Origin of the sequence: Streptomyces sp. NPDC058246, from assembly GCF_042881985.1 — a bacterium.
Taxonomy (GTDB): domain Bacteria; phylum Actinomycetota; class Actinomycetes; order Streptomycetales; family Streptomycetaceae; genus Streptomyces.
Window position 1 is genome coordinate 1 of the sequence record NZ_JBHVWZ010000036.1, and the last position, 15,217, is coordinate 15,217.

Here is a 15,217-nt window from a genome sequence, read left to right on the forward strand (position 1 = left end):
CCGCGCCCCTGTTCAGGGGCGCGGGGACCTGCGCAATCCTTTTTGGGGGGTCTGGGAGCGCAGCCCCGAGGTAGGGGACAGGCAGGGGCGGCGGGGGCGAGAAACACCTTCGTCCGAGCCCTCAGTCCAAGTAGCCCCGCAGCTGGTCCGCGAAGGCGTGGTCCCTGAGCTTGTTGAGGGTCTTGGACTCGATCTGGCGGATGCGCTCGCGCGTGACGCCGAAGATGCGGCCTATCTCCTCCAGGGTGCGAGGGCGCCCGTCGGCCAGCCCGTAGCGAAGCTGGACGACCTTGCGCTCACGCTCACCGAGCGTGGAGAGTACCGCCTCCAGGTGCTCCCTGAGCAGCAGGAAGGCCGCCGACTCCACGGGACTCGCCGCGTCCCCGTCCTCGATCAGATCCCCGAGCGCCACGTCGTCCTCCTCCCCCACGGGCGCGTGCAGCGACACCGGCTCCTGGGCCAGCCGCAGGACTTCGCTCACACGCTCGCTGGGCAGGTCGAGGTGGCCGGCGACCTCCTCCGGGGTCGGCTCGTACCCCCGCTCCTGAAGCATCCGCCGCTGCACCCGCACCACCCGGTTGATCAACTCGACCACATGGACGGGGACTCGGATCGTCCGGGCCTGGTCGGCGAGCGCGCGGGACATGGCCTGCCGGATCCACCAGGTCGCGTACGTGGAGAACTTGTAGCCGCGGGCGTAGTCGAACTTCTCAACGGCCCTGATCAGGCCGAGGTTTCCCTCCTGGACCAGGTCGAGCATGGTCAGCCCGCGCCCCACGTACCGTTTGGCGACGGAGACGACGAGCCGCAGGTTCGCCTCGATGAGGCGGCGCTTGGCCATCCGGCCCATGACGACCAGCTTGTCCAGATCGAGGGCGAGCTGGCTGTCCAGGTCGGGCGTGAGCCGGAGCTTCTCCTCGGCGAAGAGACCGGCCTCGACCCGGCGGGCCAGCTCGACCTCCTCGGCCGCGGTGAGCAGCGGAATGCGGCCGATCTCCCGCAGGTACTGGCGGAACAGGTCGGAGGAGGGGCCACCAGTGTCGGCGGCGCGGCTGCGGGGCAGTTCGACGGGCTCGGGAGCCTCGGCCTCGACTTCGACTTCGACTTCGGCACCTTCGGCTTCGGCACCTTCGGCTTCGGCACCTTCGACTTCGACCTCGCCGACCTCGGCCTCGGCGACCGCTGCTTCGGCCCCCTCTGCTTCGGCGGCCTCGACGGCGTCGACCGGTGCCTCGGCCGGATCGGGCGGGTCCTCCGGCTCCGTCTCGGGGTGGTGCGCGGCACGGCTCTGCGCGGGGACCGCCGTGACGACGTCGGTATCCGCGTCCGTGTCGATGGTGTTGTCGGTCTGTGTGAGGGTCTGGGTCTGCACGGGGGCGACCTCCAGGAATGTCGCTGCTGAGGCGGGCGGCAGCGGTACGTCGGGGATGGGGTCGACGGCCTCGCCGCTGTCCATCCCGTAGTCGTTTAGCGGAACCGCGGGGGTCGGGAACCCGTCGCGTGCGGGTCGGCCGCGCTCCGAGGACTCAGGCACCGGAACCCAGTGTGGAGTACGACACATCGCCGCCACGAGGGGCGTGCGGTGACTTTTTGCGTCCGGTCCGTGACCGCGCGATTACTTTGCCGTACGAGTACGCAGCTCACCCGGCGCGAAACAGGTTGAAGAACGTACAGGATTGGCATGTGCGGTCGAGCGCGCCGACCGCCCGGCGCCCGGCACCCGGCGCCCAGCACCCGTAAGCCTGAGACAGAGCGCTGCAGCCGCGCGGAGGCGCCGTACGCCATGTGTCAGAGCGCCGCAGACGAGCGCGGAGCACGTACGCCGTGTGTCAGAGCGCCGCAGCCGAGGGCCGGGCGCGTACCGCCATGTGTCAGAGCGCCGCAGCCGGGCGCGTGCGCTGGGGTCACCAGGCCTCAGCAGCCCGTCCGCCGTCCAGCGCCGGGCCCGCCCCGGCCGACCTCAGAGCGCCTCCGCGCCCCGCTCCCGCAACGCCTGCTCGTACTGCTGGAGCACCCACAACTCGTTCTGCACGGCGGCCAACTGTGCGGGGTCGCCGTGGGCGCTCTGGCGGGCCAGGGAGCCCTGGACGTCCCGGATGCGGCGGTCGACGGCGCGGCGGCGGACCATGACGAGCTGGTCGCCCGCGTAGGTCTCGTCCACGGTCTTGCGCAGGATCGCCTCGACGGCCAGCTCCGTGACCATCGCGCGGACCACGTCGTCCGGGGCGGCCTCGCGGACCCGCACCAGATACTCCTGGGGGTCCTGGACGCCGTACTCGGCGCCGCCCGCGTCCATGATCGTCTGGCGTACCGCGGCGTACGGCGGGGCGGTGAACTCGTCGATCCCGTACGCGTCGAAGGCCGGGGAGACCAGTTCCGGGCGCTGGAGGGCGAGTTTGAGCAGCTCGCGCTCGGTGGCGAAGACGGGGTTGCGCAGGGTGAGCGCCGGGCCGCCGGTGGGTGTCCGGACGGTGGCGTACGTCTGCTGGGGGCGCCGGTCGGTCGGGGCGGGGCCCTTGCCGCCGCGGTCGCGGGCCCAACGGGCCAGCTGGGCCACCCGCTTGACCACGAACTGGGTGTCGAGGATGCCGAGCATGCCCGCGAGCTGCACAGCGACCTCGTGCTGCGCGCCGCTGTTCTTGATGCGGGCGACGATGGGCGCCGCCTCGTCGAGGGCGGCGGCGCGGCCCGCCGGGGTCTCCAGGTCGTAGCGCAGGACGATCTGGCGGAGCGCGAACTCGAAGAGCGGGGTGCGGGGTTCGACCAGGTCGGCGACCGCCTCGTCGCCCTTGGCGAGGCGCAGCTCGCAGGGGTCCATGCCGTCCGGGGCGATCGCGATGTACGTCTCGGCGGCGAACTTCTGGTCGTCCTCGAAGGCGCGCAGGGCGGCCTTCTGACCGGCCGCGTCGCCGTCGAAGGTGAAGATCACGCGCGCCGAGCCGTTGTCCATCAGCAGCCGGCGGAGGATCTTGATGTGGTCGCCGCCGAACGCCGTACCACAGGTGGCGATCGCCGTCGTGATCCCGGCCAGGTGGCAGGCCATCACGTCCGTGTAGCCCTCGACCACGACCGCCCGACTGCTCTTGGCGATCTCCTTCTTGGCGAGGTCGATGCCGTACAGGACCTGGGATTTCCGGTAGATCGCGGTGTCGGGCGTGTTCAGGTACTTGGGGCCGTTGTCCGACTCGTAGAGCTTTCTCGCGCCGAAGCCGACGACCTCGCCGCCGATGTCGCGGATCGGCCACATCAGGCGGCCGCGGAAGCGGTCGATGGGGCCGCGGCGGCCTTCCTGGGCGAGGCCGGAGAGGAGCAGCTCCTTGTCGGTGAAGCCCTTGCCGCGGAGGTAGCGGGTGAGGTGGTCCCAGCCCTGGGGGCTGTAGCCGACGCCGAAGTGCGCGGCGGCCGCCTGGTCGAAGCCGCGCTCGGCGAGGAACTTACGGCCGGTGTCGGCCTCGGAACTGGTGTCGAGCTGCTCGATGTAGAACTGGGCGGCCGCCTTGTGCGCCTCGACCAGGCGGATGCGCTCGCCGCGCTGGTGGGAGGGGTTGTACCCACCCTCCTCGTACCGCAGTGTGATGCCCGCCTGGCCGGCCAGGCGCTCGACCGCCTCCGAGAAGGAGAGGTGGTCGACCTTCATCACGAAGGTGATGGTGTCGCCGCCTTCCTGGCAGCCGAAGCAGTGGAAGAGTCCCTTGCTCGGGCTGACCTGGAAGGACGGCGACTTCTCGTCGTGGAAGGGGCAGAGACCCTTCAGGTTTCCGCCGCCCGCGTTGCGCAGCTGGAGGTACTCGGACACCACGGCGTCGATCGGGACCGCGTCCCGAACCGCCTTCACGTCCTCGTCGTTGATCCTTCCGGCCACGCGTGAATTCTACGGGGGTGGTGTGACAGCCGAGCGCCGTCGCCTGTCACGGGACCAGGCTGTCCAGGGGAACGTGCGGGTCGGCGAGCGCCTCGGTGTCCACCTGGGCCCGGGATCGGATCAGCTGCTGGATCGGCTCCGTGACGTCCCACACATTCACGTTCATCCCGGCCAGCACCCGCCCGTCCTTGAGCCAGAAGGCGATGAACTCCCGCTTGCCGACGTCTCCACGGGCCACCACCTGGTCGTACGTCCCCGGGGGCGCCCAGCCCGAGTACTCGAGCCCGATGTCGTACTGGTCGGAGAAGAAGTAGGGCACGCGGTCGTACGTCAGGTCGCGGCCCAGCATCGCGCGGGCGGCCGCCGGTCCGCCGTTGAGGGCGTTGGCCCAGTGCTCGACGCGCAGCCGGGTGCCGAAGAGCGCGTGGTCGAAGGCGGCGACGTCACCGGCCGCGTAGATGTCGGGGTCGGAGGTGCGCAGCCGCTCGTCGACCGCGATGCCGCCGCCGTGCGCACGGTCGGCGATCTCCAGGCCCGCGGCCTCGGCGAGGCCGGTGCGCGGCGCCGCTCCGATGGCCGCGAGGACGTCGTGGGCCGGATGCTCCTCGCCGTCGTCCGTGCGGGCGGCGAGCACCATGCCGTCCTGGCCGACGATCTCGGTGAGCCGGGCGCCGAAGTGGAAGCGGACGCCGTGCTCGCGGTGCAGCTCGGCGAAGAGCTGGCCGAGCTCGGGGCCGAGGACCGCGTGCAGCGGGGTCGGCTCGGGCTCGACGACGGTCACCTCCGCGCCGTACTCGCGGGCTGCCGCGGCGACCTCAAGGCCGATCCAGCCCGCGCCCGCGATCACGATGTGCCCGTTGTCCCGGCCCAGCGCGGCCAGCACCCCCTTCAGCCGCTCCGCGTGGGCGAGGCGGCGCAGGTGGTGGACCCCGGCGAGGTCCGTGCCCGGGATGTCGAGGCGGCGCGGTTCGGCGCCGGTCGCGAGAAGGAGCTTGTCGTAGTGGACGAGGGTGCCGTCGTCACCGAAGCGGACGGTCTTCGCGGTGCGGTCGATGGCGTCGACGGTCTGGCCGAGGTGCAGCTCGACGTCGTTCTGCGCGTACCACGCGGGTTCGTGCACGAAGACGCTGTCGCGCTCCTCCTTGCCGAGGAGGTAGCCCTTGGACAGCGGCGGCCGTTCGTAGGGGTGGTCGCGTTCGTCGCAGATCAGTATCACGCGGCCGGTGAAGCCCTCCGCTCGGAGCGTCTCGGCCGCCTTCGCGCCGGCGAGACCTCCTCCGACGATGACGAATGTCTGATCCGCGTCGACCACTTGATGCCTCCTCGTAAGGATGTCGCCACATGCGAGCGTCCCGCACGCAGCGTGATGCGGGAAGAGGGAGTGGCCCGATCAGGCCACGCAGGGTCACACTCCACCGCCTCCATGGGAACGCTTGGTGAGCCTGAGCTGCAGGGAACGCGCCGAGGCGTCGGTGAGCGAAGCGATCTGGTCGACGATCACCCGCTTGCGGGCGCGGTCGTCGGTCGCCGCGTCGAACAACGCCCGGAACTGCGGATCCAGGCCGTCGGGCGCGCGGGCCGTGAGCGCCTTTGCCAGCTCGGCGACGACGATCCGCTGGTCCGCGCGGAGCCGCTCCTGCTCGGCGCGCTGCATGACGTACCGGTCGGCGACGGCCTTCAGAACGGCGCACTCGTGACGGGCGCCGCGCGGGACGACGAGCTCCGCCCCGTACCGGGTGAGCCGTCCGCTGCCGTATCTCGCGCGCGTGGCGCCCTCCGCCGCGAGACAGAAGCGGCCGATGAGCTGGCTGGTGGCGTCCTTCAGGCGGGCCTGCGCGACGGCCGATCCGTCGTACCCGTGCGGCCACCATTCCTGGTCCAGGAGCCGGTCGAGCGCCGCGGAGAGCTCGGCGGGATCCGTGTCCGCGGGCACGTACCGCCCGATCGCCACCGCGTAGATCTCCTGCCGTTCGGGCTCCGCGTGCAGGCAGTTGGGGTCGATGTGGCCGGCGTGCAGGCCGTCCTCGACGTCGTGCACCGAGTAGGCCACGTCGTCCGACCAGTCCATGACCTGGGCCTCGAAGCACGTACGGCTGCCCGGGGCGCCCTTGCGGACCCAGTCGAAGACCGGCCGGTCGTCCTCGTAGACCCCGAATTTCGACGACTTGGGGTCGGTGGGGTGGCCGCCGCGCGGCCAGGGGTACTTGGTGGCGGCGTCGAGGGCGGCGCGGGTGAGGTTGAGGCCGACGCTGACGAGCTCGTCCGTCTCCTCGGAACGGACGAAGCGCTTCGGCTCGATCCGGGTCAGCAGGCGCAGCGACTGCGCGTTGCCCTCGAAGCCGCCGCAGTCCTCCGCGAACTCGTTCAGCGCCTGTTCGCCGTTGTGCCCGAAAGGCGGGTGTCCCAGGTCGTGGGAGAGGCAGGCCGCCTCGACCAGGTCGGGGTCGCAGCCGAGGGCGGCGCCCAGCTCACGGCCGACCTGGGCGCACTCCAGGGAGTGCGTCAGACGCGTCCGCGGGCTGGCGTCCCAGACCTGACTGCGGGTCCCCGGCGTGACCACCTGGGTCTTGCCCGCGAGGCGGCGCAGGGCGGAGGAGTGCAGCACGCGCGCGCGGTCGCGCTGGAAGGCGGTGCGCCCGGGCCGTTTGTCGGGCTCGACGGCCCAGCGCTCGACGCCGGAGTCGTCGTACATCTGCCGTCCGTCGTGCGCGGCGCCGGTCCCGTACGCGTCGTTCGCGTATCCGTCGTTCGCGTCGTTCTCGTATGCGCTGTTCTCGTACGCGTCGTTCTCGTATGCGTCGTTCCCGGGTGCCTTTGGTGCGGTGCCTTCCATGCCACCGACAGTAAACGCAGGAGGTGACAATCGGGATGTTGTCGGCGGCGGCGAACGAGATGGTGCCGTCCGGTTCAGGCCGAGGCCAGGGCACGCTCCGGGGCGGGCTCGGGGGTCGCGAGGGCCTGGTCGTAGCGGTGCAGGACGAGGCGGGCCATCGCCGGGTGGGCGCCCAGCGGTTCGGCGGCGATCCAGGAGGCGGCCTCGGCGCACTGGGTGGCGAAGCGGCCGGGGGCGGTGAAGTACGAGGCGACGGCGATCCGGTGGCGGCCGCGGGCGGCGAAAGCGCGCACGGCCGCGGGGACGGTGGGCGCTGCGGCGGACGCGTACGCCGGGACGACGGGCACGCCGAGGCGTTCGGCGAGCAGCTGGGCGGTGCGGCGGGTGTCGCGGGCCGCGTCGGGGTCGCGGGATCCGGCGGCGGCGAGCACGACTCCGCTCGCGCGGCGGGCCGTGTCGCTCATCCTGGTCCGCCATCCGGCCTCGACGAGCCGTGCGTAGAGCGTCTCGACGAGCAGCGGGTGCGGGCCGAGCGGGGCGGCGACGCGGCTGAGCAGGTGAGGTGCGGCGGCCATGGCTTCGGGGATGTCGTGCTTGACGTGGTAGCCGCGGCTGAGCAGCAGCGGCACGAGGACGGCCTCTCCCCCGCGCGCGGAGGCGAGCGTGTCGGGCAGCAGGGGCTCGTTCAGTTCGAGGTGGCCCAGCCGCACGGTCAGGTGCGGACGCAGCTCGCGGATCCGCTCGATCAGGGTCCGTACGGTGCTCAGCGCGCGCGGGTCGCGGCTGCCGTGCGCCACCAGGACGAGCGGGGGCGGCGCCGGGCGGCGCGTCCCGTTGAGCGAGACGAGGCTGAGCTGACTGCCGAGCTGGCTGGTGATCGCGTTCATGAGTTGCGCCGTACTGTCGAGGTGGCCGTCGAGGTGACGGTCGGTGTGGGCGCCACGGAGCAGCTCGCCGCCGGGGCGGGTCCGGGATTCGTCGCGAGGAGGGTTCGACGCCGTCATGAACCGATCGTGACGGCAGGAGGTTGCCGGACCGTTGCGCGGGCATGACGGGTGTTTTCCGGCGGTTCACGGCGCCCTATGAGGCGGGTGTGAGCCGCGCCCACCACCGGTACCGTCGGACCGGGCGAGCCGGACCGCCGCACCGGCGCGAACCGAACGGCCTTGCGCTGCGTCCCCAACTGTCGAATACCGACGCGAGTACGGGCACGCGTACCGACACGCGTACGGAGGCGAGTACCGACGCGGGTACCCACTCCGGCCGACGTCTTCTGGGGGACACCGATCATGCCGCGCCTGCCGCACCTGAGCATCCGTAGACCACGTCTCCCGCGTCTCCCGCGTCTCCCGCGCATGCCGCGCATGCCGCGGCTGCGTCTGCCGCGCACGCGCAAGGGGCAGCGGCGGGCCGTTCAGGCGATCATGCTGCTGTGTGTGCTGGCGCTGCTTCCGGCGACCTGGATGTACATGGTGACGGGCGACCGGCTGCGCACGACGGCGGACGCGCCACGGACCGAGGTCGCGGTGGTCTTCGGGGCCGGGCTGTGGGACGGCGAGCCCTCCCCGTACCTGGCGCACCGGCTGGACGCGGCGGCGAAGCTGTACCGGTCAGGACGGATCGAGGTCGTCCTCGTGACCGGCGACAACAGCCGCGAGGACTATGACGAACCGGACGCGATGCGCGCGTATCTGACAAAGCGTGGGGTGCCGGACGGGCGGATCGTCAGCGACTACGCCGGGTTCGACACCTGGGACTCGTGCGTGCGGGCCCGGAAGATCTTCGGGGTCCGTCAGGCCGTGCTGATCAGCCAGGGTTTCCACATCCGGCGGGCCGTCGCACTGTGTCAGGCGGCGGGCGTGCGGTCGTACGGCATCGGGGTCGACGCCAAGCACGACGCCACCTGGTACTACGGCGGTGCCCGTGAGGTGTTCGCGGCGGGGAAGGCCGCTCTGGACGCGGTGTTCAAGCCCGATCCCCAGTTCCTGGGCCCGCGGGAGCCGGGAGTCACCCGGGCCTTGGCGGCGGCCGGGAAGTAGGGGGACGGCGCCGATGGACCTCACCGACCTGGCCCCCGCCGAACGCCGCGTCCGGGATGCCTTCCCGCGCGGCGAGGGAGTCGACTTCCGCGAGAGCGCCGACGACGACCCCCTGGCCGGTGGGTCGTGGGGCGCGGAGCGGACCGTCCGCGCCGAGGTGCTGCGGGCCCTGCTGCTCGACGGGCCGTCCCACGACGGTGAGATCGCCGGCCTGAAGCTGAGCGGCGCGCGGGTCACCGGGCGGCTGGATCTCATGTACGGGACGGTCGAGCACGCCGTACGGCTGCGGTTCTGTCACTTCGAGCAGGCCCCGAACCTGTACGGGGCGCAGCTGCGCGCCCTGGTGCTGAGCGACTCGGTGCTGCCCGGGCTCTCCGCTGCGACGCTGCGCGTCGACGGCGTGCTGCGGATGACCTGCTCTCGCATCACCGGCCCCGTACGGCTCCAGGGGGCGAAGATCTCCGGCGCCGTCTTCATCAACGGGGCACGTCTCGGCCGCCCGTCGGCACCGGACACCCCGGATCCGGTGAACGGCCCGGACGGCCCGGACGGCCCGGACGGCCCGGACCGGGCAGCGTCCGACGAACCGGTTCTCCAGCTCAACCACGCCGACATCGGCACCGACCTGTGGGCCGTCGGCCTCGTCGCGCACGGCCAGGTCCGGCTGAACGGGGCCACGGTCGGCGGGCAGGTGAACCTCAGCGACGCCGAGCTGCACGCGCCACCCGGCGACACCGCCCTGCACGCCGAGACCCTCTCGGTCGGCACCGATCTGCATGCCATGCGGCTGCGCGCCCACGGCCGGGTCAACCTGAGCGGGGCGAGGATTCCCCGCCAGCTCAATCTCGCCTACGCACGGCTGTCCCACCCCGAGGGGCAGGCCCTGCGCGCCAGCAGCTGTGTGATCGGCGAGCTGTGGCTGCGCGAGGCCGCCCCGATCGAGGGCGCGGTGAATCTGCGCCGCTCGCAGCTGGACCTGCTGCACATCTCTCCGGAGGTGTGGCCGGACCGGGTCCGCATCGACGGCCTCAGCTATCGCGCCCTCGCCCCGCATCTGCCCGCCGGGCAACGGCTGCCGCTGCTGGAACGCGAGGAGGACGGCTATCTCCCGTACGCGTACGAGCAGTTGGCCACCGCGTACCGGACCGCCGGCGACGACGCCGCCGCGCGCACCGTCCAGCTGGCCAAACTCCGCCGACACCGTCGGACCCTCCCGCGCTACGCCCGGTTCTGGGGACGGCTCCAGGACGCGACCGTCGGGTACGGCTTCCGTCCGATGCGCGCGGCCGGCTGGCTGCTGTTGCTGCTCTGCACCGGCGCGGTCGCCTTCGCGCTGCACCCTCCGCACGCCCTGAAGCCCGCCGAGGCTCCCGGCTTCAACCCGGTCTTCTACACCCTCGATCTGCTGCTGCCCATCATCGACTTCGGACAGGAAGGGGCGTTCGCACCGCGCGGCGCCTACCAGTGGCTCTCCTATCTGCTGATCGCCACCGGCTGGATCCTGGCGACGACGATCGCGGCCGGCGTGACCCGCTCGCTGAACCGTCAGTGAGCGCTGGACCGCCAGTGAGCGCTGGACCGCCAGTGAGCGGGAGACCACCGGTGAGCGGGGCGGACCCCGGCGCCGGACGGGTCGCCGAAGGGGGCCCTCACGGCGGCACCCGCCCGGCCGGGAGGTCTCCGTCCCGGCCGCGTAACGCTCGCCGTCCCGGCGCGTAATACGCCGGCCGCACGCTGACCGGTATGACCACCTCCGCGACGCCCACCCACTGCCCGTACTGCGCGCTGCAGTGCGGGATGAACCTGACACCCGTGCCCGGCGGAGGCGTCGAGGTGAGCGAGCGCGTGGACTTCCCGGTGAACCGGGGCGCGCTGTGCGGCAAGGGCCGTACGGCGCCGGTGCTGCTGTCGTCCCGGCTGCGGCTGACCTCGCCGCTCGTCCGGAACGCGGGCGTGCTGGAGCCGGCGAGCTGGGACGAGGCCCTGGCCCGGATCACCGAGGGGCTGTCCCGCACGCGCACGGAGCATGGCCCGGACGCGTGCGGGGTGTTCGGCGGGGGCGGACTGACCAATGAGAAGGCCTACGCCCTCGGGAAGTTCGCCCGCGTCGTCCTCGGCACCTCGCAGATCGACTACAACGGCCGCTTCTGCATGTCGTCCGCGGCGGCGGCCGGCATCAGGGCCTTCGGCCTGGACCGGGGGCTGCCCTTCCCGCTGGAGGACATCCCGAGGACCGGCTGCGTGATCCTCGTCGGCTCCAACCTCGCCGAGACGATGCCGCCCGCGCTGCGCTACCTCACCGAGCTCAAGGCGAACGGCGGCACGCTGATCGTCATCGACCCGCGCCGCACCCGTACGGCAGAACAGGCCGACCTGCATCTCGCGCCGCGCCCGGGGACCGACCTGGCACTGGCGCTCGGCCTGCTGCACCTGGTGGTGGCCGAGGGCCGTACGGACGAGGCGTACATCCGGGAACGTACGAGCGGCTGGGAAGAGGCGCGGGCGGCGGCCATGGCGCACTGGCCCGAGTATGTGGAGCGGATCACGGGCGTGTCCGTTCCCCGACTACGGGAAGCGGTACGGCTGTTCTGCGCGCCAAAGGACGCGATGGTGCTCACCGCGCGCGGGCCCGAGCAGCAGTCCAAGGGCACGGACACCGTGGGCGCGTGGATCAACCTGTGTCTGGCGACGGGCCGTTCGGGGCGTCCGCTGTCCGGGTACGGCTGCCTCACCGGGCAGGGCAACGGGCAGGGCGGCCGCGAACACGGCCAGAAGGCGGACCAGTTGCCCGGATACCGCAAGCTGACGGATCCGGCGGCACGGCGCCATGTCGCCGAGGTGTGGGGCGTGGACCCGGACTCCCTGCCGGGACCCGGCCGCAGCGCGTACGAACTCCTCGACGCGATGGGTACGGAGATCCGCTCACTGCTGTTGATGGGGTCGAACCCAGTGGTGTCCGCGCCGCGTGCCGCACATATCGAACAGCGCCTGAAGTCCCTGGACTTCCTGGCGGTCGCGGACGTCGTCCTGTCCGAGACGGCCGCTCTCGCGGACGTCGTCCTGCCGGTCACCCAGTGGGCCGAGGAGACGGGCACGACGACGAACCTGGAGGGGCGGGTCCTGTTGCGCCGCCGGGCGGTCGCCCCGCCGGACGGAGTACGCAGCGACCTGCACGTCCTGCATGAACTCGCCGCCCGCCTCGGCGTGGAGAAGGGCTTCCCGACGGACCCGGAGGAGGTCTTCGACGAACTGCGCAGGGCGAGCGCGGGCGGGCCCGCGGACTACTCGGGGATCACCTACCGGCGGCTCGCGGAGGGCGACGGGGTGTTCTGGCCGTGCCCGGCGCCGGGCGGGGCCGGGGGATCCGAGGGATCCGAGGGATCCGAGGGATCCGAGGGCGACAGTCCTGTGCGGGACCGTTCCGTGCAGGACTGCTCCGTGCAGGGCCGCCCCCCGGCGGACCGTACTGCGGAAGACCGCCCCGCCGAGGAGTGCACCGGCGACCGGGTGCACCCCGGCACACCTCGCCTCTTCCTCGACCGTTTCGCCACCGAGGACGGTCGGGCGCGCTTCGTCCCCGTCTCCCATCGGGCCGCGGCCGAGGAGCCGGACGACGAGTACCCGGTCCTGCTGACCACGGGACGGGTGGTCGCGCAGTACCAGTCGGGCGCGCAGACCCGGCGCGTGGACGAGCTGAACGCCGCGGCGCCGGGACCGTTCGTGGAGATGCATCCCCGGCTGGCAGAGCGGCTCGGGGCGGCGGACGGGGACCCGGTCGCGGTGGTGTCACGGCGCGGGCGGGCCGTCGCACCGGCCCGGATCACGCCCACCATCCGCCCCGACACCGTGTTCATGCCCTTCCATTGGCCGGGTGAGGGCAGGGCCAACAACCTGACCAACCCGGCCCTCGACCCGACCTCGCGGATGCCGGAGTTCAAGACCTGTGCGGTGCGGGTGGAGACGGTGACATAGCCCGCTGCCCCATGCCGGGTTCCCTCCTGCGGCCTCAGCCGCCCGAGCTCCACTCCCCGCCCTCGATGAGCTTCCCGCGGGCCCGCAACCGTGCGGCGACTGCGGGTGCCGCGACATACACCCAGGCCCGTACGACCGTCCCGTCCGCCCGCGTCACGTCGCGTGCGACGCGCTCGTAGAGACTGCGCGGATCGCCGGGCACGTAGTCCTCCAACCGGTCCAGTGCCACGAGGAGTTCCTCGTACGCCTCGGCCCGCGCGGTCACGAGCTCACCGCTCACCACTCCCCCGGGTTCGTCGACGGCGTACGGATACCCGGGTCCGTCGTACAGCACGACGCCCGGCATCCGCGCCGGCTCCTCGGACCGCGTACGCCCCCGCAGGAAAAGGTCGTGGTTGTGCTCGCCGGGGCGCAGGGTGCCGTACACGAAGAAGGGGAGTTCCACTCCGTTCACGATGCCGTCTCCTCCGCCCACGGGGCCGTCTTCTCCGTCCACAGGGCCGTCTTCTCCGTCCACAGGGCCGTGGCGGCATCGGTCGCGGTCAGGACGGTCAGCCAGTCGGCCGTGGCCATGATCGTCTCCCTTCCGGTTCCGCGCAGGTTCCACGCAGGGTCCGAGCAGGTTCCGCGGCGGTTCCGCGCCGGTTCCGCGGCGCGGGCCGCCTCCCGACAGCCCTTTGCAGAAACGATTCTCACCCGTCTCCACACCCTCACACACCCACACACGTCCCCCAGTGCGCGCTATGGACATGACATGTCATGGACCTTTAAATCTGATTCAACTTCAGCGCCGCCCCACGCGCCCCGAGGCGCCTTCCCTAGGAGACCGATGAGTCGGATACGGCACATCCGAGGTTCCCGTCTCGCCACCGCCGGCATAGCCGCGACCGCCGCGACGCTGCTGGCCGCCGCGCTCTCCCCCACCGCGGACGCGGCCGACCGGCCGACCCGGACCACCGCGATCAAGAACGCGGCGTCCGCCCTGCTGGACCACGCCGCGAGCCTGGGACTCACCTCCGCGCAGGACACCACCGTCCGGGACGTCGTCGTCGACAAGGACGGCACCCAGCACGTGCGTTACGACCGTACATACCACCAACTCCCCGTGCTCGGCGGCGACTTCGTGGTGCACCTGACCCCGGACGGCACGTACCGCAGCGCGAACCGCGCGACGAAGAGATCCATATCCCTGTCGTCGGTGACGCCCGAGCTGTCGGCGCCCAAGGCGGCGGACCTGGCGGTGAACGCGCTGCGCGCCGCGAACCTGGGCGAGACGCTGAGGCAGGTGACCGCCAAGCCGCAACTGGTCGTCGACGCCCAGCACGGGACCCCGAGGCTCGCCTGGCGCACCGACGCGGTGGCGCGGGACTCGCTCGGCAACCCGGTCGCCAGGACCGTGCTCACGGACGCCCGTACGGGCGCACAGATCGACGCCTGGGACAGCATCGAGACGGCGACCGGCGACGGCAAGTCGCTCTACAGCGGCACGGTTCCGCTGGAGACGACGCTGTCCGGATCGACGTACCAGCTCAAGGATGCGACGCGCGGGAACACGTACACCGGCGACGCCGCGAACAAGACGGACCTGTGCGTCCTCGGGATCTGCGTCAGCCGCGCCCCCGCGACCGTCTTCACGGACACGGACAACCACTGGGGCACCGGGACGACGGCCGATCGCTCCTCGGCCGCCGTCGACGCGCAGTACGGCACGAACGAGACCTGGGACTACTACAAGAACGTGCACGGCCGCAACGGCATCGCGGGCGACGGCAAGGGCTCGTACAACCGCGTGCACTACGGCAGCAACTACAACAACGCCTTCTGGGACGACAGTTGCTTTTGCATGACGTACGGCGACGGTGACGGGACGACGTTCGGCCCGCTGGTCGCGCTGGACGTGGCCGGGCACGAGATGTCCCACGGCGTCACCTCCAAGACGGCGGCGCTGACGTACTCGGGCGAGTCCGGCGGCCTCAACGAGGCGACGTCGGACATCTTCGGCACGCTGGTGGAGTGGTACGCCAACAGCCCGTCCGACCTGGGCGACTACCTGATCGGGGAGAAGATCGTCCGCTCCGGCTTCGGGAAGACGGCCCTGCGGTACATGGACAAGCCCTCCAAGGACGGCAACTCGGCGGACTGCTGGAGCAGTTCGGTGGGGAACCTGGACGTGCACTACTCCTCGGGCGTGGCCAACCACTTCGCGTACCTCCTCGCGGAAGGCAGCGGCGCCAAGACGCTCAACGGCGTCAGCTACAACTCCCCCACGTGCAACGGCTCGACGGTCACCGGCATCGGCCGCGACAAGCTCGGCAAGATCTGGTACCGCGCGCTGACGGTCTACATGACGTCCTCGACGAACTACGCGGCCGCCCGCACGGCCACCCTGAACGCGGCGAAGGACCTCTACGGCGCGGGCAGCACGGAGTACAACGCGGTGGCGGCGGCTTGGTCGGCGGTGTCGGTGAGCTGACGGACGCGGGAGGTCCATGGGCGGGCGCCGCCAGAATC

The 15,217-nt window shown here is 71.7% G+C and carries 11 protein-coding genes; 4 read left to right on the plus strand and 7 right to left on the minus strand.

What is annotated here, in order from left to right; all coding sequences use genetic code 11:
* Positions 1–121: 121 nt before the first annotated feature.
* The 5 genes from ACFVXA_RS34620 to ACFVXA_RS34640 form a co-directional block, all read right to left on the minus strand.
* On the minus strand, positions 122–1,534 hold the full coding sequence (locus ACFVXA_RS34620) for an RNA polymerase sigma factor (RefSeq protein ID WP_390028213.1): 1,413 nt from the start codon (positions 1,532–1,534) through the stop codon (positions 122–124).
* A gap of 426 nt (positions 1,535–1,960) precedes the next feature.
* Positions 1,961–3,862 (minus strand): DNA primase, encoded by a 1,902-nt coding sequence (dnaG, locus tag ACFVXA_RS34625; RefSeq protein WP_362024513.1) that lies wholly within the window; start codon positions 3,860–3,862, stop codon positions 1,961–1,963.
* A gap of 46 nt (positions 3,863–3,908) precedes the next feature.
* On the minus strand, positions 3,909–5,174 hold the full coding sequence (locus ACFVXA_RS34630; RefSeq protein WP_383748407.1) for an NAD(P)/FAD-dependent oxidoreductase: 1,266 nt from the start codon (positions 5,172–5,174) through the stop codon (positions 3,909–3,911).
* 93 nt (positions 5,175–5,267) lie between these two features.
* Entirely contained in the window at positions 5,268–6,554 is a 1,287-nt protein-coding gene (locus tag ACFVXA_RS34635) for a deoxyguanosinetriphosphate triphosphohydrolase (RefSeq protein ID WP_362024740.1), read from the minus strand.
* Positions 6,555–6,769: 215 nt separating this feature from the next.
* A complete protein-coding gene (locus tag ACFVXA_RS34640) occupies positions 6,770–7,699 on the minus strand; it encodes a sirohydrochlorin chelatase (protein ID WP_383748409.1) in 930 nt (309 codons plus the stop codon).
* A 360-nt stretch (positions 7,700–8,059) separates the two neighbouring features.
* Here ACFVXA_RS34640 and ACFVXA_RS34645 point away from each other — a divergent pair, with 360 nt between their 5' ends.
* From ACFVXA_RS34645 to ACFVXA_RS34655, 3 genes are all read left to right on the plus strand, one after another.
* Positions 8,060–8,734 carry an ElyC/SanA/YdcF family protein gene (locus ACFVXA_RS34645; protein WP_362024507.1) on the plus strand — a complete coding sequence of 225 codons (675 nt, stop codon included), beginning with the start codon at positions 8,060–8,062 and terminating at the stop codon, positions 8,732–8,734.
* Between the two features lie 13 nt (positions 8,735–8,747).
* On the plus strand, positions 8,748–10,286 hold the full coding sequence (locus ACFVXA_RS34650; protein WP_390028214.1) for a membrane-associated oxidoreductase: 1,539 nt from the start codon (positions 8,748–8,750) through the stop codon (positions 10,284–10,286).
* 191 nt (positions 10,287–10,477) lie between these two features.
* On the plus strand, positions 10,478–12,706 hold the full coding sequence (locus tag ACFVXA_RS34655) for a molybdopterin oxidoreductase family protein (protein ID WP_390028215.1): 2,229 nt from the start codon (positions 10,478–10,480) through the stop codon (positions 12,704–12,706).
* A gap of 34 nt (positions 12,707–12,740) precedes the next feature.
* Here the strand turns inward: ACFVXA_RS34655 and ACFVXA_RS34660 are convergent, their stop codons facing one another.
* Positions 12,741–13,151, minus strand: coding sequence for a gamma-glutamylcyclotransferase family protein (locus ACFVXA_RS34660; RefSeq protein WP_362024735.1), 411 nt, complete (start codon positions 13,149–13,151; stop codon positions 12,741–12,743).
* 5 nt (positions 13,152–13,156) lie between these two features.
* A complete protein-coding gene (locus ACFVXA_RS34665; protein WP_362024496.1) occupies positions 13,157–13,279 on the minus strand; it encodes a hypothetical protein in 123 nt (40 codons plus the stop codon).
* Positions 13,280–13,535: 256 nt separating this feature from the next.
* Here ACFVXA_RS34665 and ACFVXA_RS34670 point away from each other — a divergent pair, with 256 nt between their 5' ends.
* Positions 13,536–15,179, plus strand: coding sequence for a M4 family metallopeptidase (locus tag ACFVXA_RS34670; protein ID WP_390028216.1), 1,644 nt, complete (start codon positions 13,536–13,538; stop codon positions 15,177–15,179).
* The last annotated feature ends 38 nt before the right edge of the window (positions 15,180–15,217 follow it).